A 26,518-nucleotide genomic window follows, 5' to 3' on the forward strand; every position below is an offset into this window, starting at 1 on the left:
CCAGGTTCGCAACAAGTGCCGATAAATTCAGCTGCGTAACCACCCCGTCCTCATCGGTGTAGTCGATGTTCGTGTCGTCCGCGTTCAGGGCAAGACTGGTCAAGGTCTCCAGGTTGGTCACGTCCAAAATCGTGTCATCACCGTTCTCATCGGTGTACGTGAAAGTTCCGTCGGTGTTCTCAACCAAACTGGTCACCGTTTCCAGGTTCGCAACAAGTGCCGATAAATTCAGCTGCGTAACCACCCCGTCCTCATCTGTGTACACAATATGTGTGTTATCTGCGTTTAGAGTAAGACTGGTTAAAGTTTCATTTGCAGGAATATCCAATAGATACTCTGTCCCTTCTTCATTAGTATAGGTATAAGTACCATCTCCATTATTTGTAATTGTTGTTATTGGATTGTTGCTTTGGTCATCACTTACAAGAACTTTATTCCATTTTTCGTTTAACCAATAATAATAACCAGGAGACAATACTTCCGACTCCGTTACATTAAACACTAGAAGACTTTCCACATTACCATTCCTGATTGTGGTTTTATCCATAAGCCCCGTAAGAGCAACCTTTGGAATTAGAATTCCTTTGTCACTTGCAACAATTTCCAATTGGCTAGATGTATTGGGCATATCGGTCCCAATACCTACTTGTGCACTACTGGTGTATGCAAAAGCAGTCACTACTAAAGCAAAAAGAATTTTTTTCATTTTTTATTGTTTTTTAATTTGATTGCCTTGGCTTTTGATTCTATTACCTCAGCAGTATATTAGTTAAGTAAATATGGGCTCTCAAATCTCTCTTTTTTCACATAGAAAAATCTTCAAATAGAATATGGTCTTGTAAACAAGGAGAGATAAAAGAAAAGATTAGTTTATATTTTTAAAAGGTGTACATAGTTAATCTGAATAAACAGTTTTTTTTATGGTGTTTAGCTAATTATAACCTAAGGTTTCTATTGGACCTTTTGATAAATCATAGGATTCGTAATTACAGCCGGAGATGGAGGACAATTCTCACCCCCATCGGTAATGGTCCAATTATACGTAGCCATTAAATCTTGCCGGGCTGCCGCTCCTTCACAATAGGTGGTGCTTCCCACACCGAAATCTACACCATTAGGAATGGCTGCTTCTCCAGCATCTAAGCTAACCCAACCTATTAAAATATTATCATAATTACTTTGTGATAGGTTGCTATTATTAAACATGCCACTAGCTGTATAAAAACTACTCACATTCCAATCACCAAGGTCTTGATCAAATACCAGCGCATTATAAAACATAAAACCCGCGTCTGTCAAATTGCTTACATCCCAACTGGAAATATCACCGTTAAACGAAGTAGCTGAATAAAACATCGCACTCATATCGGTTACATTGCTTACATCCCAACTGGAAATATCACCATTAAACGAAGTAGCTGAATAAAACATAGTAGTCATGTCTGTCACTTGACTTACATCCCAATCTGAAATATTTCCGTTAAACGTAGTAGCTTGTAAAAACATATTCCACATACTATTTACATTAACAACATTCCAGTTATTAAGATCCTGGTTAAACGCTGTAGCTGAAAAAAACATACCAGTCATGTCTGTCACTTGACTTACATCCCAAGCACCAATATCTTGATTAAACGAAGATGCTCTTGTAAACATGGAGGTCATAGCGGTTACACTACTCACATCCCAACTGGAAATATCACCGTTAAACGAAGATGCATCTTTGAACATAGACCTCATATTGCTAACATTACTTACCTCCCAGCCACCGATATCTTGGTTAAAAGAAGATGCTTCTTGAAACATGTTATTCATATTGATTACACTGCTCACATCCCAACTAGAAATATCACCGTTAAACGAAGATGCACCATAGAACATTTTTCCCATATTGGTGACATTGCTCACATCCCAACCTCCAATATCCTGATTAAAGGAAGATGCATTCCAGAACATACTTTCCATATTAAAAACATTGCTGAGATCCGGAACATCTATGGCGTTGCCTTGTAAATTACTACACCCTTCAAAAGCCTTTCGCATACTTGTCCATGCAATATCCCCCCATTGCTCTATGGATATTATTTTTTCCTTATCTCCTTCTCCCCAAAAAGCAATCTGAGGAAAAAAACCCCTGACAGAAACAGTATAGGTACCCGCAACGCTATAATCATGAGTAATGTCCCCCGTCACCCCGATATCATCATAAGTCCCGTCACTATCCCAATCAATATCATAATTATATCCTGTGCCTATAGTTGGTATAGTAATGGAAGTTGAAGAAGATGTACCGGGATTATCGGTTTTCCATGTAGTAATGAAAGGCGCACAGTCCACACCACCATCTGTAATGGTCCAATTATACGTAGCTATTAAATCTTGCCGGGCTGCCTTTCCAGCACAATAGGTAGTGCTTCCGGCACTAAAATCTACTACATTACTAGGAATGGCTGTTTCTCCAGCATCTAAGCTAGCCCAACCCATTAAAAGGCTGTCATAATTACTTTGAGAAAGACCACTGTTAAAAAGCATATAAGCAGCTGAAGATAAGTTGCTTACATTCCAATTACCAAGATCTTGATTAAATGCCAATGCTTTATAAAACATAAGGTTCATATCTGTCACCTGACCAACATCCCAATTGGAAATATTCCCATTAAACGCGGTAGCATCTCTAAACATATTTTCCATTGCATTCACATTCGCGACATTCCAATTATTAAGATCTTGATTGAATACTGTAGCCTCATTAAACATATAACCCATATTTGTTACCTGAGTTACATCCCAAGCACCAATATCTTGATTAAATGATTGAGCTAAACTAAACATGGCGGCCATATTGGTCACACTGCTTACATCCCAGGTTCCAATATCCTGATTAAATGATGGTGTCTGATAGAACATCGAATGCATATTGGTTACACTGCTTACATTCCAAGTACCAATATCTTGGTTAAAAGAAGATGCATAACTAAACATCTGGCTCATATTGGTTACACTGCTTACATCCCAAGAACCAATATCCTGATCAAATAAGTGTGTCGCACTGAAATTACCCCCGAACATCCCTTCCATATTCGTCACATTGCTCACATTCCAACCCCCGATATCCTGATTAAAAGAAAATGCTCTATTAAACATAAAACTCATGTCTGTCACTTGACTTACATTCCACAGTCCAATAGCTTCGTTAAACGAAGATTCTCCAAAAAACATTGACGCCATTGAGGTTACACTACTCACATCCCAAGAACCAATATTCTGATTAAATGAGTAGGTGTACCTGAACATCGCTTCCATATTGATAACATTGCTTACATCCCAGCCACCGATATCTTGATTAAAGGAATTAGCCTCATTAAACATAAAACTCATGTCTGTTACTTGGCTTACATCCCAATTGGAAATATTCCCGTTAAAGGAAGTTGCTGAATCAAACATATGCGCCATATTCTGGACATTGGTTAGATCTGGTACATCCGTAGCGTTTAGTTGTAAATTATCACATCCATAAAAAGCATTTTCCATGCTGGTCCATGCAATATCCCCCCATTGATCTATCGATGTTATCTTACCCTTATCTCCCTCATCATTAAAATAGATTCTAGGAAAGTCACCCCGAATGGAAACGGTATAGGTGCCTACAACGCCATAATCATGGGTTATGGACCCTGTTACCCCAAAGTCGTCATAAACCCCGTCACTATCCCAATCTACATCATAGTTATAACCTGTTCCAAAAGTGGGTATACTAATGGAAGTAGATGAAGATGTAGTCGAATTAACATTGTCGGTATCCCAGGTAGTCATAAAAGCAGTGGGATCTGGTGGCAACTTAGATGCCGCCCAACTTTGTGTATGCGCCAACAATAAACTAAAAAAAATAAGAGTACTTACATAAGTCTGTTTCATATTAGGTAATTTGTAACATTTGCGAAAAAATGTTTCTAACTCCATGTTGGGGAATAATAGGAACTCCATTCGTACTTTTAACATCAACCTCATTTTTTGATTATTTTAACAAGTATTAACTTTTAATTAAGGCAAATTAACGTTAAAATGAAGTTTTTTCGGGTTAAAATACAAGGGTGTTGGTGTCCAAATTTAATTTGGACACGCATATAACTATCTGTTATACAAGATTTAAAGTAAATAAAGGTGTTTTAGGGGAGGGGTTGTGGCTTATTTGATGTCCAACGCATATTGACTGGGGCTTAGCTCCGTTTCATTTTTAAAAGTTTTACTAAAAGAAGTTCTCGTGGCAAATCCGCACTCTCCGGCCAAGGCTTCAATAGTATTATTTTTCAGATAACCTTCTTCAATCAATTTTTTAGCATCCTCCATCCGCAAGTTATTTTTATAGGAAGAAAAACTCATCCCATAATAGCTTTTAAGGAAATAAGAGATGTGATGGGCGGGCATCTCCATTTCCTGAGCGCATTTGGTAAGGTTAAAATCTTGCTCTAAATATAACTTCTTCTGGTTGAGCAACTCAAGCTTTGTGGTGATCTCTTCTTCTTGTAAACCAAATTTTAATTCCGATACTTCATTATCGCGCTCTTTTTGAGAAAGAGATGCAACTTTTATTACCCGAGGATATCCTTGTAAGATACTTGGAAAATAAACAGGAAGAACCCCAATGGATAAAAATGTTAAATACAACGTTAAGCTCACTAATTCCCCGTGCTGAAAATTATTGAATATACTAATAACCCCCATCTTTTCAAGGACATATAAAATAGCCGAAATTGCAAAAATAAAAAGAACGCCCCAAAACAATCTAAGCCATTTATTAAGTATTCCCTTTAATCGATCCTCTTTCCCAAGCTTAAGAAAATTCAACAACTGAGGCAGTATTATTAAGAGCACTCCCAAATGCCATACATGCCGAATAAACACGTGTTGATCTAAATGAAGCAATAAATAGTTTACCTCTAGCCTATCTTCTGGGTTTACTATGGCATCATTTAAAATGGGGGTATATACTGTATCTGGGTAAAGATAAATATAACCTACATCAATGAAGGACAAAAGCAAAGGCACAAATAAAAGTATTTGTCGCTTTTTCCATTGGATTTTATCCTTAAAGATAGCTTGAAAATAATAATAGATAGGAATACAAATTGCATTATAAGGGATAAGGGGCCATATAAAAAACCACCTCGTTTTATCCAGATTTCCTCCATCTACAATATAGGTTTGCAAGGCATATATAGATAGTATAAAATAAAAACTTCCTAAAAAAAATGTCGCATTTGTATTGGTTGTTTTTTTTAAAAACAATAAAGTAGATAAAACGAAACCAAAAATGGATGCTATTAATAAAATATTGATCAAAACGCTTCTTCTATAAGTGATAATATATAAAGAAAGTTATTCTGTTTTGCAAGAAGGTAAAGTTTTGGCTTCATATATGGGAGAATTTTTTAAATATTATATGAATCACAAAGAAAAGAAATGTTAAAATTTCCTGCAAGCTGAGTATTTAATAATTTAAACAACATAATATTATTTGATAGGAAATGATTTTAGAGAACGGAAATTATTGATAGTAATTTTACAACTTAGAAGTTTTAGCTAAACATGGTTGATTTTTGAAATACCATATTTAGTTTCCTATTTATTAGTTAACTTTCTATCCGGGGAAAACCCTCCATAATTGTTAACTATGACCAAACTGACGAAGGCGAGTTATACACTTCTCAAAACTTTAAGGCTTATAATTAATTTGTTAAAAGCCACTGTCAGTTATTTCCGGATCAGTATAAAAAAAAGAAACTAAACTTGGTGTGAAAATGATAAAAAAACACTAAAAATAACAAAGTAAAAAGTGACTTCCATGATGTGGTTTCGAAGTTGATGTTAACAGTTAAAGGTGAAAAATTATTAATATTGGCTACTCATTTGAAGCAAGATATCCTCCTTTTTTAAACTACTTAAAAATTAGTAAATTGTATTTTTTAGTAGAAAATAGCCCCCAAATGAAAATTGTATATAAACGTCAACACATAGTTTCTCTTTTAATTTTTTTGTTTTCCATCTGCTTAGTAAATCCTACCAAAGCCCAATCACAATCCAAAAAGGATTCGTTGTTCTTTGCTTGGGAAAATGAATCTTTGAGCGATTCACTCCGTTTGCAAGCTATTAAAACCTATATTAAAGAAGATGTTTTATACTCCAATCCTGACAGAGCCTTCCAGCTATGTAAACTCCAGATAAAATTTGCCGAAAAAACTGGTAATGCAACTTCAGTGAGCAACGCCATCAACACCCAGGGAATCTGTAAGTATTTAAAAGGAGATATCCCTACCGCCATTACTTATTTAAATAAAAGTTTAAAAATGGATCGGAAACTTGAACATTTTGAGGGTATTGCAAATTCCTTAAACAGCTTGGGTGTTATGACCTACATCCAAGGGGATTTAGAACAGGCGTTTGACTATAATACCGAAAGCTTGAAATACATGAAAAAAATAGGAGACCCCAAAGGTATTGCTAAGAGCTTAAATAACCGAGCTATTCTCTACAAATACTTAGGAGATTTTAAAAAGTATATTGAAACCTTAGAGCAAACTAGGGAGATTTATGAAGAAATAATCCCCGGTCAAAGAAGTTTGGCCATACTTTACAACAATATTGGCAAAGCTTATAGTGACCTAGGGAATTATTCCAAAGCTTTAAATTTTATTTTAAAAAGTATGGTAATCCACGAAAATTTAGGCAACAAAAAAGGAATGGCTGTTACTTATAATAACATGGGTTACCTTCATGAGATCCAAGGAAATTTTGAAAAAGCTGCAAAATACATGAACAAAAGCCTAAAACTATCGAAAGAAATGGGCGATCAACGAGGGATTTCTTTAGCCCACAAAACCTTAGGCCTTAATGCGCTCTCCATAGACAATAATGCCAGCGCACTTGACCACTTTAGCCAAAGTTTAAAAATTGGAAAAAAAATTGGTGACAAAGCTATTGTCTCGCCTGTTTTAAGATATATCGGGAAAGTTCATTTATCGAATAAAAATTATCAAGAAGCAATAAACTTCCTCACGAAATCTTTGGACGAAGCTACCACCAAACAACTAAAAAATGAAATTGCTTCAACTCAAGTTGTTTTGGCGGAGGTTTATTTTGAATTAGGACAGTTCACCGAAGCTCTTGAACACGGCGAAAAAGCATTTGACCTAACTAACGAAATAATCTCTGTGGAGACCACGCGCGATGTGTCAAACATACTCTATGAAATTTATAAGTCACAGCATCGCTATCGTGAGGCTTTACAAATGAATGAAACTTACTATAAAACACGCGACAGTATAAACAACCAAGAAAATAAGCAACTGCTTATGCAAAGGGAATTTGAATATGAATATGAAAAAAAAGAAGCCTTAGCCAACCAAGAGCGGGCAGCACAAGAAAAAATTGTACGGGAACAACGGAGGCGTAAAAATTTTAAAGTAAACACATACATTGGAGCCACGGCTTTGATAATACTTTTCATTGTAGTGTTCTACGCCAACAAAAAAATCAGTAAGCAACGTAGTGAGGCAAGAAAAGTAAAGGAATTGGAAAAGCTGAAAACCCAATTTTATACCAACATTACTCACGAATTTAGAACCCCACTTACGCTTATTGTTAACCCTTTAGAGAAACTACTTCACAAAAAAAACTATACCGATCGTGAGAAAAAACAAATACAGACTGTCCAAAATCAAGCCGGTCACATGATGCAGTTGGTCAATCAAATGTTAGATCTCAGCAAAATGGACAATGATATGCTCCGTCTAGAAAAATCATGGGGAAATCCTTCTCTGTTGGTAAAGAAAATAGTGGATGCTTTTACCGCTTTATCCGATGAAAAAGAAGTTACCCTTCAACAAAGACTTCATTCAGAAACTGATTTTGCTTATTTTGATCCGCGCCTATTAGAAACAATTGTGTATAACCTTATCAGCAATGCACTAAAATTTACACCAAAAAAAGGAACTATTACCGTTGCCCTTGAGCTCAAAACGGAACAAAGCGAGGAAATGGTGCTTTCGGTAAGCGATACAGGTTCGGGTATGACCAAACAACAACAACAACAAATATTTAAACGGTTTTATAGTGACAATCAAAATAAAGCTTCTGTAGGAACCGGTATTGGGCTGTCTTTGGTAAAAGAATTTGTGGATATAAGTGGCGGCATCATTAGCGTAAAAAGTGAACCCGCAGCCGGTAGCACTTTTACGATCGTATTGCCCGTAGAAGTCAGTTCAAAAGAAGCATTAGAGGCAATATCCTTAGAGACTAAAGCCGATACAAAAAAAATAAGCGTAAATACGTCCCCAAAAACACCTTCTAAAAAGCAAGACCAACCATTGGTTCTCATTGTAGATGACCATCCTGAAATTAGAAGAATTATTTTAAAATCCTTGGACAAAACGTATAAGGTCATACAAGCTTCTGATGGGGTTGAAGGTTTACAAGCCGCTGCTGATCAAATTCCGGATATTATCATCAGTGATGTGATGATGCCTCGTATGGACGGGATAGAATTTATCCATAAACTTAAAAACAACCCGGCAACCAACCATATCCCAATCATTTTGCTCAGTTCAAAATCGGAGCGTATAGATAGGGAAATCGGTTTTAAGTCTGGAGCGGTAAGCTATCTTACAAAGCCTTTTTACGAAACCGAGTTGATTGCACTCCTCAACAGTATTTTGCAATTACGCGAAAAATCTTGGGAAGCATATAAAAAGAAAAATCAAATACCTCAACACACCCTTGCAGACGAAAAAGATGAGGTGGTGGAAAAATTGATACAATACATAAAAGCAAATATTAGCAATAGCAAATTGGATGTTGACGACCTATGCCAACACGTTGGAATGAGCCGTACTGGTCTCTATCGAAAATTAAAAGCCGTAACCAACTATTCAGCAACCGTTTTTGTGCGCAAAGTACGGTTGGATGTTGCCGCTGAACTTTTAAAACAGCCGGGTGCAAGAATTTCAGAGGTGGCTTTTAACTGTGGTTTTAATACACACAGCCATTTTTCTCAGTGCTTTGCCAAAGAGTTTGGTATGAGTCCCAAAGCCTATATGGCTTCGTTATAGCAAAAGGCTCTATGTTGTTTTTGGGTAGAAGAAATTTAAAGTTTGGAGTTTAAAATACGTTTTTAAGCTAGTGGATACTTTTCTTGTACTTCATTTTATTTTTTTAGTTGTGTTTCATTTTATATATACCTTTTTTAAAAAAGGAGGTGTTGTTATGAACACCCCCTAATATTAACTAAATTAACTGTATGAAAAAAATAAAAAAATCTTAATATGTCTTTGTAATGTTTTTCCTAGTTATATTATCATGCAAGTTTATTTATTGCCTTTTACCAAATGCCAATCCACCCAAGAATCCATTTGATTTACTGACTTTGGGCGAAGTAAAATTTCCCGTTTGTTGTCCAACAAATAAATTGTGGGGGTGGCAAATACGTGGTATTCTTTTACCGGTGGGCTTTCCCATTTTTGATAATCGCATATGCTAATGAACGGAAAAGGAGCTACAAATTTTTCGAAAAGTTCTTTTTTTTCGTCAAGTGAAACAAAAACAACTTCAACATTTTGAGACTTCCATTTGTTATATACTCTAGCTATTTGAGCAAGTTCAGATGGACAGGCAGGACACCAACTTGCTCCAAAAATCACTACGACGAAATCATTTTTTATATCTGATAAGCGCTTCGGGATATTATCGGGTTCGTGACCCGGCGCAAAAACAGCGTCATTAAATGCAATATCCGGTGCCGTTTTCCCTATTTTCATCGCACGATAACTTTCCAATTGAGCGGCAAAATCATCATGTATGGTGCATGATATTTCATTTAATAATGTTACGGCCAAATATTCCGATGCTTTGAACAAGCTGCGTTTTTCCAGCAGTTTAAATAGGTATTCTGATATTTCATTTAATTTCTGTTCATCTGTTAAAAGATTTTCGGTCAAAATATCAATAGATTTGCTCATGTCGATATAAACTGAATCCAACGAACGTCCACTGTTTTCAATCAACCAAAAATGACTTTCGATAGTTTCTTTCAACAAACCGCTCTTATAAAGTCGATTATCGGTATAATCCAATTTCCTAAATGCATCTATTGTAGGCGGGATTTCTTCCGGTCTGTATTGTGCTATGGTAGAAACAGAACTTATTAGCTTACGAACAGGCAAGTACCAACTTGCATAAGAACCTTCCGGTAAATTTGCCAAAAACAAACTGTCTTCGGCTTTAATGCGTTGTTTTTCTTTTTCTATGGCTTTTTTTGGTCTTTTTTGAACAGAGAAAAGAGTGTCACTTTTGTAAATTTTTTCAAGGTAACCCCAGGCACTTAGGGTTTGTTCCCTTTGGGAATGCTCAGAAGCATATTGATCAAAAAATCGATTTTGCTTACCGTTTAAAATCACTATTGATTTGGGAAAAGCTGGTGATTTGCCTTCGAGTTCTATATTTTCATTGTCTTCCAGTATTACAACAAAGGAATTCCCGTCTTCTGCCAAAAGATAGCCCATGCCAATATCTTGTTTTCTGTATGATAAGTTAAACGCCCCTTTTTCATTAGTTTCTACGCTGTCAATGGTGTACGTATCAAAACCGGTAAACCCAACTAGTTTTACCTGTTGATTGGTAAGTCCTGAAAATGTACCTGTTATGGTGTTTTGTGAATATGCAAAAACACAAATATTCAATAGTAAAAGAATAATGCATGATTTTCTCATCTTTTTTTTTACTGTTTTCTCTAAATATATAAAAACCCTTTCGTACAATAAGTATTAAAAACTCCCTGTCCATTTATCCAGTTGAATACCCTGTTGATATTCAACTGGATAAATGGACAGGGAATTTAAGTCCTAACCCTTCGACAAACTCAAGGTATAATATTAACTAAACTTGTTTGCCTTAATATGCACGGGTTAGAAAAAGCAAAATATCAGTCCTTTATGCAACGCACAGAGTAACCGTATGCCCGGAAGTTAGTGTATATACCCACTTCTTGAGACCCAGGGTCAGTCTTGAAGCCAACGTTGTTTGCACCGGTACCGCTAACAGTACTTGTCCAATAGGTGCCATAGCCACCATATCCGGGAAATAAGCTGATAACACCATTTGCGAAGATGCGATGCCCCCCCTTAGTCAATTTAAGTGGTGAGGCGAAAGCCCCAGCTGCGTCTTGAGTATCCCAGCTTAAGAATTCTGCTTCCCATTCCGTTGCGGTAGGCACGCGGTAACCGCTTGGGCACGGGTTGTTGGTACCATTCACACCTTGCCACAGATCATCATTTTGTGGACTGCGCCAGTCTAAAGGGGAGCAGGTGGCTGTAATAAAATCCCCATGGCCCGGGTCATCACTATCGCTTAATGTTGAACTAATGCCAGATGTTCTGCTTCCGTGCCCGTCAGCTCCACGCCCCCATTGGTACAAACCGCCAAAGGAATCAGCATCATCAATTGCAGTAGCAACCTGTGACGCTCCAAGGTTCCTGTCCATCCATTCTTCACCGGTGTCTGGGTTGATTACGCTAGGGACACCGCCTCCACCAGCTTCTTCCCAGGACGGAATACCGCTAACAAGTGTTAAAACAGCACCGTCATCTTCAGGGGGTAATGTTACCCATTCTGAACCATCCCAATATTGTATTTCGCCAATTTGATTGCCATCTGGCACACTTGGGTCGGTTTCGATAATCTCTCCGCTTATTGTTTCGGCAGTTTTAGCATGTAGAGCATAAGGCGTACTCAACAACTGGCTTGTTCCTGAGATTGTATAGTTTGTGCCTCCTTCAGGATCCGTTTCGGTTTTGATGAAAAAAGGGCCATCTTCCCAGTCAATTGTGGTAAAGTCCCCTTCTTCAACGGTTCCGTCCCCTATTTCTACCGTTGCCAATCCATTATCATTAGTCGTTGGTGTTTGCGTTTCTACATAAACGGCTGTACCGGTTTCCGAACCTTGCAATATAGAAAATTGCATCCCCACCTGAGTAGATGTGACCAAATTATTTGAATCATCCCTGACAACAGCTTGATAACTCATTTTTTCTGGTGTCTGTGCATTTGCTTGTTGTGGAAAAAGCACACTTGCAGTCATAAACAGGACTGCACAAATTATAAATATTTTTTTGCTCATAATACTTGTGTTTTGGTGTTCGTGAATTTCTGGTTTCATTATTTTTTAGTTTTTAATGATTTTAAATGATTGTTTGTAAGCTGATGGATTGTTTTCTTCTACTACTTTAAGAAAATAAGTAGCCGAGGATAAATTACCCAAGGAAATATGCGTTTCGGCACCTGAAATGGCCCCGGTTTTAACCATTTTGCCTTGCAGGTCATAAAGTTGATATGCCAAGCCTTCCTCTTTGTAATTTTGTATTTGTAAGGTCAAATTATTCGTTGTTGGGTTTGGGAAAACCGAAAGTGAAATATTCAACTCAGGATCTTTAACATCCAATGTGTAGATTTCAAAAGCCTGCTGCACACCTTGGCTTATTGTTCCCGAATCACTTGTGTTGGTCGTATAGTCTATTTGTCCAATACTGTATGCAACAGTGCCCCCACTGCCCGAGACATCACCACCTGTAACAATAATTGCCTGTTGTGCCGATAAAGTGGAAAGTGAAAAGGCAAACGCCAAGAAGAGTACCTCTCCCAATAGTTTTGTTTTTAACCTTTTACTTTTTAAGTTGTGTTTGTGTTTCATTTTTGTTTTGGTTTTACTGTTAAAAATTAATTCAAGCGAAATACTGGTGTAAAACAAATAAAACATCTTCAACAAAGCTATCGCATATCGTCCAAAACCTGTCTTGTATAATCCAAACCCATTGTTTCTGGTAAAAAGAGTAAGGAAGTATAAAGTTTTATAAAGTATATTCCTATGCAGAAATAAAAAAAATCCTTTGGCAATCCACCTGTGAAAAATGCTCCTTGTCCATAACTTCTCGTACTCCCCACCTTATTACTTTTTTGCTTAGTAGTGATGGGATGGAAGTGGTTCGAAAGGCTTATTTTGGAAATCAAGAAATAGTAGACATTACAAAATAATATTTGAAAGGAGCTTATTATTAACTGTTTCGGCTCAAAAATGAAATGTCTCCCGTTCCGGTATAGTAAAGGGGTTTTACATACTGAAAAAATAAAATTAGATAGGGAATCAACACTTTACAAAATGCCTTTACAGCACTGAACTGAGTGGTTATAAATAACAAGGCTTGGCAAATAGCATACTAATATGACTTGTTATCAAATTACATCAAAGAAAATGAATTAAATATAAAACCAAAATGTTGTACCTATGTTGTACCTAGAAACAAAAAAGCCTTCAACAAAATTGCTGAAGGCCTTTGTACCTTGGGCGGGAATCGAACCCGCACGTCGTTAGACACTGGATTTTGAATCCAGCGCGTCTACCAATTCCGCCACCAAGGCAAATAGGGACGGCAAAAATACAATTTTTTTAAATTCAAGCAGTGTTCTTCAGTAAAAAAGTTGACTCCTCCTTTCTTTATTTTAGTATTTAAAACTTCTAATACTTACTATCTATGTATTCGGTTTGCTTCTTATTAAAGAAATAAATTAAACCTATTACTACCCTGCAAAAAACTTTCCAAATCTCCTTTGAAAGTTTTTCTTAAAAAAACCACAAAATAAAAACCATTGTGTTAAGTTGTATAGGTAAAGGGATTCCTGCCTCCAGAGTAAAATAATATGAAAGTGTACCTGTTTATTTTAGCATTTTTAATAGCCGCAGTTGGCTTTGCGCAGGATACGCTATCCAATTACCGAACAAAAAAAACAGTGATTACCGATACCGTTGTGGTGGACAGTTTCAGCATCAACCCCTCTCGGTTTCGGGTTACGGACGATACAGGAGCAGTTATCGATTCCCTTTCCTATACCGTGGATTATGAAAAAGGGACTGTTATTTTTTCTGAAGAAATTAAAAAACCTCAAGACTCCATTACCATTGAATACCTCCGTTATCCTCTTTTTTTAACTCGTGATTATTATACGTTTGACAAAAATTTAATTGTTGAAAATACCGGTGCCATCGAAAAATTATATTCCTTAGAAGAAAGCACTGCCGATAACACTTTTACTCCTTTCGACGGTTTAAATACCGTGGGAAGTATTTCGCGAGGCATTACCATTGGGAACAATCAAAACGCAGTTTTAAATTCTCAACTAGACCTTCAGATTACAGGAAAACTAAGTGATAAGGTTTCTATTAGAGCATCAATACAAGACGCCAACATACCTACACAAGAAGGTGGTTATTCGCAAAGTTTAGATGAATTTGATCAGATTTTTATTGAACTCTACAGCGATAATTGGAAAATAAGAGCAGGAGATGTAGATCTTGAAAACAACAATAGTTATTTTGGCCGTTTTACTAAAAAAGTTCAGGGAATTGCTCTTGGCGGTATTTTTGAACACGAAAACGGAGCCAAAACCTCAGCTTTTGCTAGTGGTGCAATTGTTCGAGGAGTATTTCAGCGAAGTGAATTTACCGGGCAGGAAGGCAACCAAGGACCTTATAAATTGGTGGGACCCAATGGCGAACTGTTTATCTTGATCGTTTCGGGCAGTGAGCGGGTGTATGTTAACGGCCTGATGTTACAAAGAGGAGAAAACAATGACTATGTAATCGATTATAACGCTGGGGAAATAAAATTTAATCCAACCTACCCCATTACCGCGAATATGCGTATTACGGTTGAATATCAATATTCCGATCGTAGTTACACTCGATTTATTGGTTATGGTGGTGGAAACTACAGTAGTGAGAAATTGGATATTGGCACGTATATCTATTCGGAAAATGATGCCAAAAATCAACCGTTGCAGCAAAACCTATCAGAAGAGCAAGTAGCTATTTTAGGGACAGCTGGCGATGACATGGATAAAATGATTGCTCCTTCAGCTATTCCAGATTCCTATTCAGAAAACAAAATTTTATATAAGAAAGAAGTTGTCGGTGGTCAAGAAGTATTTGTTTTTTCCAATGATCCAGAAGATGAATTGTTTAGCGTTCGGTTTACGTTGGTAGGCAATAACCAAGGCAATTATGTAGTAAGTGACCAAAGTGCCATCAGTCGTATTTTTGAATATGTCGCTCCTATAAACGGACTGCCACAAGGAAATTACGAGCCCATTATACAATTAAACGCACCCACAAAATTACAAATTGGTGGCTTGAATGGTCGGTATCGCCCTTCGGAAAAAACAGACATTGGTTTTGAAGTAGCTGGGAGTCAAAACGACCTTAACTTATTTTCTAACATTGACGACGGCAATAACGATGGGTTTGCAGGGCGTTTAACCGCCAGACAACAAATTTTGAATACGCAGGATACTCTGCAAGTAAACGGGTATGGTACGGTAGATTTTATCAACAAAAATTTCAGAACCATTGAACGACTTTATAACATTGAATTTAATAGGGATTGGAACTTGATAAACCCCATGGGGGATCAACGCTTTATAACGTCTGGAGTAGATTTTTCACATCCTGAAATTGGTGGTGGAAGTTATGAGTTTCAAAATTTAGATTTTTCTGAAAACTTTAGTGGGGTGCGACACGTGATTACCTCAGCAATTAAAATAAAAAAATTACGAACTCGAACCAATGCAAGCTTGCTAAACAGTAAAAGCGATTCATTGGAAAGTAAATTTATACGCTTAGCAAACACCACAACCTATTCCTTCAATAAAAGTTGGGTGGGCGGTAAAATAGCGTATGAAGATAATCAAGTGCGAACCCTACAAGATGATGAATTAACACCCGTAAGCCAAAAATTTCAGTCGTATGAGGCGTTTGCAGGTATTGGTGATAGCACGAATGTTTTTGTAGAAGCAGGCTATCGGCATCAAATTAACGATAGTATTCACAATGCAACGCTTGAGAAAGTAAACAGCTCGAACACTTACTTTTTGAAGTCGAAATTAATTAATAATGAAAACACACAACTTTCGGTATTTGCTAATTATCGGGTTCTAAAACGGGAAGCATTACAAAATGAAGATAGCACAGGCTTAAGTGAAGTGATAAGCCCTATTATTTCAAGAGAAGAAAGCCTTGAGAAATCTTTAAATTCTCGTATTATCTACAACCAATCCTTATTTGACAATGGAATCCGGCTTAATACCACGTTGGAATCCAACAACGGGGTGGTACCGCAACAAGAATTCACTTACGTAAAAGTGGATCCCGGCCAAGGGGTTTATACTTGGATTGATTATAATGATAATGGAGTTCAAGAGCTTGAAGAGTTTGAAGTAGCACAGTTTCAAGATCAGGCGGAATATGTTCGGGTATTATTGCCCAACCAGGTTTTTATTAAAATTAGACAGAATAAATTCAGCCAGATTGTTACTTTAAATCCACAACAATGGTCTAACAAAGAAGGATTTTTTAATATACTCTCCAAGTTTTACAACCAAACATCTTATGTAATTGACCGAAAGGTCCGGCGAGATAATGATGGGTTTAACATAAACCCTTTTGAAGATGGAGGCGACAAACAATTAGGGTTAAACCTCAACTTTAGGAACGCGTTATTTTTTAACCGTGGGAAACAACGATACACAACAAGTTACACGTATATTTCTTCTTCCAGTGACAATTTACTTTCGGTAGGGCTTCAGAAAAACACATTACAGAGTCATCAATTAAAATTTAACCATAAAGTATGGGAAAGTTGGCTGTTAAACCTCAAAGGTGCTTTAGGGAATAATGAAAGTACTTCGGAAAATTTTTCTGGGCGAAACTTTCAATTAGATACGTACGAGTTTGAACCTAAAATTTCTTATTTACTGGACCGACAGACCCGGTTTGATGTGTTTTATCAGTTTGCTAACAAAGACAATACCTTAGGGGAAATGGAACAATTGAATCAGCAAAAATTAGGGGTTTCGTTTGCATACAGTAATGCTGAAAAAATTTCGATGAGTGGTGAGTTAAATTATATTACCAACGATTTTTCAGGCAGTGCCTTTTCGCCAGTGGCTTACCAAATGCTTGAAGGATTGCAGCCGGGCACTAATTTTACTTGGCAAGTATTATTTCAGAAAAGAATAACAAAATACTTAGATGCTAATCTATCGTATTTTGGCAGAAAGAGTGAAGCGTCAAAAACAGTCCACACGGGTAGTGTACAATTACGAGCTTATTTTTAAAGCATAAAAAAGACGGAACTTATATGCTCCGCCTTTTGTTACTTAATTTAAAAAGGATGGTTATTCAACAATAATACGCTTTACGCTTCCATAAGTATTGTTTCCTATTCGTACAATATAAACTCCTGAAGCTACATATGACATATCAAGGTTATATTCATACCCATTTCCGGTATTCTCTACTAAATGACTTAATAAAGTTTGCCCTAACATGTTAGTAACTGTTATAGATAGTTTATTGGTTACATCTGTGGTTAACAACTGTGCTTTAAATTGATCATTACCTTCATTAATTACTATCAGCTCAGATCCGTCAACAAAGTCTTCTCCTATTACTCCTAATAAATCGTCACTACACAATTGTAATGTCCAATCTAAAAGTTGACCACCATCTCCACCGGCATTATCAGTAATAACCAATGTCCAATCACCTTGTGAAGTTAATCCATTAAAATCTGATAAATTACCATCTGGTGAAAATGAACCAGTAAATGGAGGTGTTCCTGAAGAGATAGGTGATGTAGCGTCATCATCAAAAGTAGTATTTGTATAATCATCACCAGAACCACCATTTCTGTCAGACAATATTACTTCAGTACCGTCAGGAGCGACTATTTTAATATCTATATCTCCTGTATAAGTATGTTCTAGGTTTAAAGATACATTTGCATCATTAACAATATAATCATCTGCTATAGTAATGATTGACTCGGTTACTTCACCAGAATCAGGACCAATAGGTTGACTGGTATCATTAGTATTAGAATCACAAGGGAAGTTTTCTACAATTTTTGTTACACCATCGTTACTAGAATCTCCATCTCCAGATAATTCCGTTTGTACTAATAAGGGGTGAGCTGAAGTTGAAGAAAAATTAAGTGTTTCAGTAAATGTATATGTAAGGGTGCTTCCAGCATCTAATGGACCAGGAACTGTTTCGGTTATTTTTGAAACTGGATTGTTGTCTACTTCTGCCGAAACATTAAAATCTGACTGCGATGCAGTACCAAAATTCTCTATTACAACTGTTATTTCTTCATCACCTAATCCATCTCCACTTTCAGGACTTGTAATTTCAGTAACTCCAATATCATTAGAAAAAACGTGTAATATATTAGCTGTAGTGCTATCATTAGAGTTATCCTCATCGCCACTTAAATTGGTCGATGATACTACTTCGTAAGTTTGTCCTTCGGTAGACAAGTCTACTGTTTCAGTAAATGTATACTGTTCAGATGTATTAGAAGCTAAAGGTCCTGCAAAAACTTCATTAGCTATGGTCGTTCCATCTACTACTAATTCAACTGGAATGTTTGATTGAGAATTTTCACCATAATTAAATATAGTAACTGTAACCTCTTCATTATCTGAAAGAGTACCCTCTGTTGGAGTATCAATACTCACTACACCAACATCAGTATTAAAGTTTGGTGCAATCTGAAATACTCCAACCACATCTTTTCTACCACTGTTCATATATTCGTTAATAAACCAAAACTCCTTATCGTTATCTGGATCTATGTCAATTTTACTGTAATCACCATATCTAAGTCCTGGAATATTTTGGTTACCAGCTGCGATTAATTCCTCAGAAATAGTCATAGTATTTAAAGGATCGCCTGTAAATCTACCTGTATAATATGAACTTACTCTAAAATCTGTAGGGTTTGGGGTATCTGGACCAGCCATTGCTGTATAACCCATCCCTATATTACCTTGAATATCCATCATCATACTAGCATGCCAAGCATGTTTTCCATCAGGTGAAGTATATGTACCCTCTTGGTGAATAGACCAAGGTTGTCCGTCACCCGATTGGCGTAATTCAAACCAACGAACACCCGCTAGCTCTCCACCTGAAGCATCTGTATCAACAACAAAATTAAAAACAGCAGAGTTATGCCCAGAGAACTTTCTAAATTGAGCTTGATTCATAACCGTAGCCTGTAAAGCATCAATTGCAACACCTCCATTGGGCTGTGTTAAGTTTGAGAAACTTCCTCCGTCAAAAACAGAAATAAATGGAGTCGTTGTAATTTCGTTAGGTTGAGATATAGTTGAGTTTCCTGGAGTATCCCAATCCACATTAACTGTCCATAATTTTATATGATCTTCTGAAACTCCACTCCAAGCATCGTCCTGAAGAAATACAATAGGAGCATTACCTGGTGCAGGCATATTATCATCAGTTACATTAATAGCTTGTGGGCTATAAAAACCATCTGTTGCAATCCCAGGAAGTGGAAATCCAATAACTTGTGCATTTGGATCACCTGCTAGCATTGCATCTCTTTCAAGTGCATATATACGATTGCTAGAGTTTGATGTATTATCTGTTATATAATATCCATCACTCCATACCGAAAGCTTTTGATAATCGTTTACAGAAGGAATTGTGTATGTAAACCAACCATCATTGATAGGATCTGGTCCATCTGAAACTGCTATTTGAGCTCCTCCGCCCAAAAATGTTAATACCCATCGGTCTGCTGCTTTATCATACGATACGGTAAGGTCACAACAACCACCACTAGGGAATATTGTTGGGTTAGGTGCTATTTGATTGGTTAAAGCATTTCCTTCTTTATCATAAATTATAAAACCCGTATTAAAAACTACTAGTACGTGGTTTGGCCCTACTGCAAGAGAGGGGTCGGTTGGTTGAGAACTTGACTCAGCTGCATCAAACACTAACGAAGGTGTCTTTCCAGCTATTTTACCAGCTAATCTATGAGGGTTGCGTACAAAATAATCATCTTCGGTTTGTGGATCTTTTCCAGGTACAACATTGTTTTTAGAAGCTCTAGCATCTTGCATTTCTACTTCTTTAACTCTAGCTGGAGGTAAGTTTGTTTGTGAAGCTATAGAAGGAACCTTTTGCATAGAAATAGCTTTTCCTACAAACGTGGGTTTTTCTGCATTTTTCTCTTGGGCATTTACTGAAAATACTACCAGTAAAAAAAGCCCCAATAGGGATAATTTTAATTTCATTGTATTAGTTTTAGTTAACAATTTCTTAATTTTATAAAAATACAATGTCTTCTTTGATATACAAGAGAGCTTTACGTTAAATTTTATAATCAATAAAGAGGGTTTTATACTTATATTATAGTTTTTTAATTCATAAACAAATAGCAAATATCAACTATTTAATTCTTCCTTTTCTATTGACTCTTATTCCAAAAAAACTCTAAAATTGTTTTTTATGATACATTATTTGTAATTTACCCTATTATAAAACAAAACCTACTATCAATGACACTATTAAAAATCAGTTTTGGATTCTTATTTTTATTTACAATAGCCTGTAATAGTGCTAAAAAAACAACTTCAGAAAGCAATACAATGACTTCGGTAGAAAAGCAAGATGAACAAAAAATGATGGATGCTGGCTTTAAAAAAGGCGTTATAGTCTTTTCAGAAAAAGAAGGAGACTGCCCTTATACTATTAAGCTTGAACAGGATGAAACCTACTACGACCCTATAAACTTAGAAGAAAGTTATAAAAAAGGAGGTGAAAAAGTTTGGTTTCAATTTAATCCTTTGCGCAGAATGAATCGCTGTGTAAAAGCCAACCCAGTATTTGTTTCTGAAATACAAAAAAGAGCAGAATAGTATTCCGCTCTTTTTTTGCAATAAGTTTTTAACTACCTATTTTTATTTAAGCCATGCTTTAAAAGAAATGCTTTTTTTCAGTCTTTCTGAAAGTTCTGAAATGGCAATTCGCTCTTGCTCCATAGTATCACGGTCTCTAATAGTAACCGTGTTATCTTCTTTTGTTTGGTGATCTACCGTAATGCAATAAGGCGTTCCGGCGGCATCTTGACGACGATAGCGTCTTCCTACTGCGTCTTTTTCATCATACGCCACGTTATAATCCCATTGTAGGTCTTCTATTATTTTTTCGGCTATTTCTGGCAAACCATCTCTTTTAATTAATGGTAAAATAGCGGCTTTGGTAGGAGCTAAAATAGCTGGTATTTTTAAAACAGTTCGCGTAGAACCGCCTTCCAACTCTTCTTCTTCTAAAGAATTACTTAACACGGCCAAAAACATTCTATCTAGACCTATTGATGTTTCAACTACATAAGGAACGTAGTTTTTATTCATTTCAGGATCGAAAAACTGAAGCTTTTTACCGCTATGTTCTTCGTGCGCTTTTAAATCGAAATCGGTTCGGGAGTGAATACCTTCCAATTCTTTGAAGCCAAATGGGAAATTAAATTCTATATCGGCTGCGGCATTAGCGTAATGGGCTAGTTTTTCGTGATCATGGAAACGATAATTTTCTTCTCCCATTCCCAATGACATGTGCCACTTCAAGCGGGTTTCCTTCCAGTATTCATACCATTTTAATTCGTCACCTGGACGAACAAAAAATTGCATTTCCATTTGCTCAAATTCCCGCATACGGAATATAAACTGACGGGCTACAATTTCATTTCTAAACGCTTTTCCGGTTTGAGCAATACCAAAAGGTATTTTCATCCGTCCGGTTTTTTGAACGTTTAAGAAGTTAACAAATATACCTTGTGCTGTTTCGGGACGTAAATATAAATCGGTTGCACTCTCTGCTGAAGCACCTAATTTAGTACCAAACATTAAGTTAAACTGACGTACTTCGGTCCAGTTTTTACTTCCGGTTTCAGGACATGCGATTCCTAATTCTTCAATAAGAGCTTTAACGTCTTTTAAATCTTCTGCAGAAAGCGACTTCGCCATTCTACTTAAGATTTCTTTTTGCTCTTCACGATACCGAACTACTCGTGGGTGTGTGGTTACAAACTCATTCTCATCAAAATCGTCACCAAAGCGTTTTTTGGCTTTCTTTATTTCTTTTTGAGCTTTTTGCTCCAATTTTTCGGCATAATCCTCTATCAACACATCGGCACGATAGCGCTTTTTAGAATCTTTATTGTCTATCAACGGATCGGTAAACGCATCAACGTGGCCAGAAGCCTTCCAAGTAGTAGGGTGCATTAATATGGAAGCATCTATCCCCACAATGTTTTGGTGCATGTACACCATACTACGCCACCAATATTCGCGTATATTTTTTTTAAGTTCAACTCCATTTTGTGCATAATCATACACGGCGCTAAGCCCGTCATAGATTTCACTGGACGCAAAAACATATCCATATTCTTTTGCGTGGGAGACTACCTTCTTAAAATGATCTTCGTTGTTTGCCATAGCACAAAAATAAAAAAACCGCTACGATAACACCGTAGCGGTTCAATTAATTTATTATTGTTATTATTTTAATTCCATTGTGGTCGTGGCTACTTGCGTTTCGCCGTCAAAAACATTTACCGTATAGCGACCCTCGATTAAGTTATTTTCAGTTGCATTAACCAATACACAAACATCTAATTCTTCATTTTCATAAAAAACACTTGTTTTAGCACTGTAGTTTAATACGCCACTTTCAAAACTGATTGTTTCTTTATCTCCTAACAAGTTGTTCTTTGGATTGATAACTTGAACATATAATTCTCTATCACCACTTTCTGCAATAGCATTAGGAGCTAACGTAAAACAAGCTCTTACTTTATCGGCTCTACTAGCTCTTCGGGTATCAACTATTTTTCCGCTATTACGAATAATAACCGCTTCTCCTCTTAGATCGGTAGCTTTTACAATAGACCCTTTTTTAATAGTTTCGGCCATCGACGTATTTTTCTCGTTTACAGAGTCTACCACCTTTATCGTTTCATTTAAAACGGTGGTTGTACTGTCACGCTCCATCGAAATGCGTTTATTAACCGCAATTAAACTATCGGCACGTTTAAAAAGCATTTTGCGTTCGTTCTTTAATCTACCAACCTCAGACTTATATCGTTCTATTAAAAGCACATTGGCTTCTGCATTTTGAACAGAATCTAAAAGTACTTCTATTCTGTCTCTAGCTGCCAAAAGATCTTTGTCTTTCAACTCATTATCTTGGATAACCTCGTCATAGTTGGCAATAAGTTCTTCTAATTCACTTTCAATAGTTTCTTTTTGTTGCTCAAGGCCAGTTACTTTATCTTTACTATTATTATATAGAGAAACTGTGTAAACAGCAAGTGCAATCAATAATACGGATAATACCCCTATGAGTATTTTAAACTTAGTTCCGCTAGTTTCTGATTCTGAACTCATATTAAGATGGTTTTAACTGCTAAAATACGAAGGTAGTATTCACCGAAACGTTTACAAAATGGTAAAAAAATTTAAATTATGTTAAATCTTTTGTTTCCGAAAGTTTGTAGTGGTTGTAATGACTTACTTTTACATAACGAAACCATACTATGTTCTACGTGTAGATTTAACGTTCCTTTGGCTTGTCATCATAGAAATAACGATTCAACATTTAAGGATATATTTTACGGTCGTTTCCCTGTTGAACAGGCCACTGCCTTGCTTCAGTTTCAGAAAAGAGGGATTACACAAAATATACTTCATAATTTAAAATACAGGAATCAGGAGCAGATAAGTGATTTTTTCGGAAGGTGGCTGGGAGGTGAGCTTTCCGAAATTTCAGAATACAGAAAGATTAGCTTGGTCATTCCAGTTCCGCTTCATAAACAGAAATTAAAGAAAAGAGGCTACAACCAAGTAGAAGGTTTTGGAAAAGCTATTGCTAAAGCTTTACACGTTCCATATCGGGATGATGTTTTACTGAAACTTTCAAAAACAAATTCGCAGGTGTTTAAAGAACGTTTTTCGCGTTTTAACCCATTATGGAAGGAAGAAGGGCTTTTTTCGCTACAGAAAAAAGAAATAATCGAAAACCAACATGTTTTGTTAGTAGATGATATTATTACCACTGGAGCAACCCTCGAAACGTGTGCACAACAATTGTTAAAAGCAACCAATGTAAAACTTAGCCTCGCAACTATTGCGATTGCATAATAAAGATTCGTTATTTTTGCCTTAATGAAAAGCCGATTATTATACATTCCTATTTTACTGTTGTTTTCACTATCGTTTGTAGAGTGCGCAAAAAAGGGCTCTCCTTCGGGCGGGGAGCGTGATAGCATTCCGCCTGTAATTGTAAGGAGCGTTCCTGAAAATTACACAACTAATTTTAAAGGAAATGAAATAAGCATTTATTTTGATGAGTATATTAAGTTGAAGGAGCTTCAGAAAAATTTAATTATTTCCCCTCCCCTTGAGTATCCGCCCAATATCACACCACTTAGTACATCTAAAACATTGCGTATTCAAATTGATGATACTTTAAAAGAAAACACCACCTACTCTATTAACTTTGGGCAAAGTATTGTAGATAATAATGAGGAAAACCCATTTGAATATTATAAATATGTATTCTCTACCGGAAGCTATATTGATAGTCTTACGGTAAACGGCCGCGTTCAAGATGCAGTACTTCCTAATCCGGAAATACCAACCACGGTAATGTTATATGAAGCAAATGAAACCTATAACGACACGTTGGTATATTCTGAAAAACCTAAATATATCACTACCACAAAAGACAGTACCGGTATATTTGAAATCACTAATGTAAAGGAAGGCAAATACCTATTGATGGCGCTGAAAGAAAACAACAACGATTATACGTTTCAACCTGGCAGTGATAAAATTGGAGTTGCCGAAAATTTTATCACGCTTCCTTCAGATAGCACTTACACCTTAACTCTTTTTAAAGAAACACCCGAATACCTAATTGCACGACCCAAATACCAAGCAAAAAACCATATACTTTTTGGGTATGAAGGCATTGCCGATAGCCTGCAAGTGGAATTGCTTTCAGAAGTGCCGGCAGATTTTGAGTACAAAACTTACCGCGACTTGAAAAAAGACACGCTGCACTATTGGTTTAAACCTGAAGTGGAAAACGACTCATTACTCTTCTTGGCTAGAAACAAAGATTTTACTGATACTCTAACTGTAAGAATTAAAGAATTATATAAAGACTCACTTAATATATCTGCTATTAATGCTGGAACGGTGCTGCCTAAAGACACCTTAAAGTTATTAGTTAACACACCTTTTGAATCTTTTAATGCGGAAAAGATCACCATTTTAGACAATGATTCTCTTAATATAGAACCTAGAACGGCAATCAATAAAAAGTACAATATTGCTCAATTATTTTTCCCTAAAACTGAAGGAAAAACATACCAAGTACAATTACTACCTGGTGCCATAACCGATTTTTATGAAGCGACAAATGATACACTAAACTACACCTTACGAACGAAAGTGGTTTCAGATTATGGGACGTTGAATATTACGTTAGAGAATTTGAAACAGTTTCCTGTTATAATTCAGTTGGTCGACAGCAAGTTTAAGGTTATAGCCGAAGAATACGTAACCGAATTAAAGCCTATTTTATTTGAAAATATAAACCCTGGCAGATATTATGTTCGGGTTATTTTTGACGAAAATGAAAATAAAAAATGGGATACTGGAAGTTTCTTAAACCGACAACAGCCTGAACGGATTTTATATTATCCTTCACAATTAGAAGTTCGTGCTAATTGGAGTTTAAACGAAACATTTATTCTAACTGAAAACGATCCCGGTCCTGCAGAAACTTTAGATGACCCCGAGTAGCAGCAATATGTTCTTTTGTTATAGACACGGTTTCAATAAATTCTGTTTCATTTTCTTTTGTGGAAATCTGTTCACCTAAAACATCATAAACCGCTGAATGACCGCTGTATTCGTGATCATTTCCATCAAAACCTACACGATTTACCCCAATACAATAACTCATATTCTCAATGGCTCGCGCTTTTAATAAAGCATCCCAAGCTGAAGTTCGTTTTTTGGGCCAATTGGCAACGTATAATAGCAAATCGTAATCTTCTGTATTGCGAGCCCAAACCGGGAAACGGAGATCATAACAAACTAATGGGCAAATTTTCCAGCCTTTATAATCTACAATAAGTCGTTCGGTTCCTTTGCTGTATGTTTTATGCTCTCCAGCTAATGTAAACGTGTGTTTTTTATCGTAAGTTTTATAATTACCGTCTGGAAAGACAAAGAAAAGCCGGTTGTAAAAATTATTATTTTCTGAAACTATAACACTTCCAGTTATAGCTGAATTACTCTTTTTAGCTTCAGTAATCATCCAATTTAGGGTCGTTCCGTTCGTTTCTTCAGCAAGGGTTGAAGCGTTCATAGAAAAACCTGTGGGAAACATTTCGGGAAGTATAATTAAATCGGTCTCTTCAGAAATAGAATTTATTTTTTCTGAAAACATGCGCCTATTTTCTTCAGCATTTTCCCAATGCAACTGCGACTGAATTAATGTGACGTTTAAAGTTTCAGAATTCAAGTTCAAAATTTT

14 protein-coding genes, 1 tRNA gene and 1 pseudogene are annotated in these 26,518 nt (G+C 36.4%); 5 read left to right on the forward strand and 11 right to left on the reverse strand.

What is annotated here, in order from left to right:
* The 3 genes and pseudogenes from AACZ92_RS03315 to AACZ92_RS03325 form a co-directional block, all read right to left on the reverse strand.
* Positions 1 to 679: pseudogene (locus AACZ92_RS03315) on the reverse strand (hypothetical protein); the annotation flags it as partial.
* Between the two features lie 272 nt (positions 680 to 951).
* Positions 952 to 3,915, reverse strand: a complete 2,964-nt coding sequence (locus AACZ92_RS03320; protein WP_339697114.1) for a BspA family leucine-rich repeat surface protein — start codon at positions 3,913 to 3,915, stop codon at positions 952 to 954.
* 270 nt (positions 3,916 to 4,185) lie between these two features.
* Positions 4,186 to 5,340 (reverse strand): AraC family transcriptional regulator, encoded by a 1,155-nt coding sequence (locus tag AACZ92_RS03325; RefSeq protein ID WP_339697116.1) that lies wholly within the window; start codon positions 5,338 to 5,340, stop codon positions 4,186 to 4,188.
* Positions 5,341 to 5,984: 644 nt separating this feature from the next.
* On the opposite strand from AACZ92_RS03325, the gene AACZ92_RS03330 reads away from it, so the two are divergent.
* Positions 5,985 to 9,104 (forward strand): tetratricopeptide repeat protein, encoded by a 3,120-nt coding sequence (locus AACZ92_RS03330; protein ID WP_339697118.1) that lies wholly within the window; start codon positions 5,985 to 5,987, stop codon positions 9,102 to 9,104.
* Positions 9,105 to 9,359: 255 nt separating this feature from the next.
* Here the strand turns inward: AACZ92_RS03330 and AACZ92_RS03335 are convergent, their stop codons facing one another.
* From AACZ92_RS03335 to AACZ92_RS03350, 4 genes are all read right to left on the reverse strand, one after another.
* Positions 9,360 to 10,760, reverse strand: a complete 1,401-nt coding sequence (locus tag AACZ92_RS03335; RefSeq protein WP_339697120.1) for a TlpA disulfide reductase family protein — start codon at positions 10,758 to 10,760, stop codon at positions 9,360 to 9,362.
* 212 nt (positions 10,761 to 10,972) lie between these two features.
* Positions 10,973 to 12,205, reverse strand: a complete 1,233-nt coding sequence (locus tag AACZ92_RS03340) for a hypothetical protein (RefSeq protein ID WP_339697122.1) — start codon at positions 12,203 to 12,205, stop codon at positions 10,973 to 10,975.
* 6 nt (positions 12,206 to 12,211) lie between these two features.
* A complete protein-coding gene (locus tag AACZ92_RS03345; protein ID WP_339697124.1) occupies positions 12,212 to 12,736 on the reverse strand; it encodes a T9SS type A sorting domain-containing protein in 525 nt (174 codons plus the stop codon).
* A 643-nt stretch (positions 12,737 to 13,379) separates the two neighbouring features.
* Positions 13,380 to 13,461: transfer RNA gene (locus tag AACZ92_RS03350), tRNA-Leu, on the reverse strand.
* Between the two features lie 279 nt (positions 13,462 to 13,740).
* On the opposite strand from AACZ92_RS03350, the gene AACZ92_RS03355 reads away from it, so the two are divergent.
* Positions 13,741 to 17,211, forward strand: a complete 3,471-nt coding sequence (locus AACZ92_RS03355) for a hypothetical protein (protein ID WP_339697126.1) — start codon at positions 13,741 to 13,743, stop codon at positions 17,209 to 17,211.
* Positions 17,212 to 17,271: 60 nt separating this feature from the next.
* Here the strand turns inward: AACZ92_RS03355 and AACZ92_RS03360 are convergent, their stop codons facing one another.
* The gene (locus tag AACZ92_RS03360; protein WP_339697128.1) at positions 17,272 to 20,202 is read right to left on the reverse strand and encodes a proprotein convertase P-domain-containing protein; all 2,931 of its coding nucleotides are present in this window, start codon (positions 20,200 to 20,202) and stop codon (positions 17,272 to 17,274) included.
* Between the two features lie 264 nt (positions 20,203 to 20,466).
* On the opposite strand from AACZ92_RS03360, the gene AACZ92_RS03365 reads away from it, so the two are divergent.
* Complete coding sequence (locus AACZ92_RS03365) at positions 20,467 to 20,826, forward strand: hypothetical protein (protein WP_339697130.1); 360 nt, start codon at positions 20,467 to 20,469, stop codon at positions 20,824 to 20,826.
* Between the two features lie 42 nt (positions 20,827 to 20,868).
* Here the strand turns inward: AACZ92_RS03365 and AACZ92_RS03370 are convergent, their stop codons facing one another.
* On the reverse strand, positions 20,869 to 22,404 hold the full coding sequence (locus tag AACZ92_RS03370; RefSeq protein ID WP_339697132.1) for a glycine--tRNA ligase: 1,536 nt from the start codon (positions 22,402 to 22,404) through the stop codon (positions 20,869 to 20,871).
* 63 nt (positions 22,405 to 22,467) lie between these two features.
* Positions 22,468 to 23,355 (reverse strand): hypothetical protein, encoded by an 888-nt coding sequence (locus AACZ92_RS03375; protein WP_339697134.1) that lies wholly within the window; start codon positions 23,353 to 23,355, stop codon positions 22,468 to 22,470.
* A 78-nt stretch (positions 23,356 to 23,433) separates the two neighbouring features.
* Here AACZ92_RS03375 and AACZ92_RS03380 point away from each other — a divergent pair, with 78 nt between their 5' ends.
* Together AACZ92_RS03380 and AACZ92_RS03385 are read left to right on the forward strand one after the other, a co-directional pair.
* Complete coding sequence (locus AACZ92_RS03380; RefSeq protein WP_339697136.1) at positions 23,434 to 24,108, forward strand: phosphoribosyltransferase family protein; 675 nt, start codon at positions 23,434 to 23,436, stop codon at positions 24,106 to 24,108.
* A gap of 24 nt (positions 24,109 to 24,132) precedes the next feature.
* A complete protein-coding gene (locus tag AACZ92_RS03385) occupies positions 24,133 to 25,779 on the forward strand; it encodes an Ig-like domain-containing protein (protein WP_339697138.1) in 1,647 nt (548 codons plus the stop codon).
* Here the strand turns inward: AACZ92_RS03385 and AACZ92_RS03390 are convergent.
* On the reverse strand, positions 25,724 to 26,506 hold the full coding sequence (locus AACZ92_RS03390; protein WP_339697140.1) for an amidohydrolase: 783 nt from the start codon (positions 26,504 to 26,506) through the stop codon (positions 25,724 to 25,726). The two genes, AACZ92_RS03385 and AACZ92_RS03390, sit on opposite strands and share 56 nt — an antisense overlap.
* Between the last annotated feature and the right edge of the window lie 12 nt (positions 26,507 to 26,518).

It is taken from the genome of uncultured Marixanthomonas sp., from assembly GCF_963974425.1.
In the GTDB taxonomy this organism is placed as follows: Bacteria; Bacteroidota; Bacteroidia; order Flavobacteriales; family Flavobacteriaceae; genus Marixanthomonas.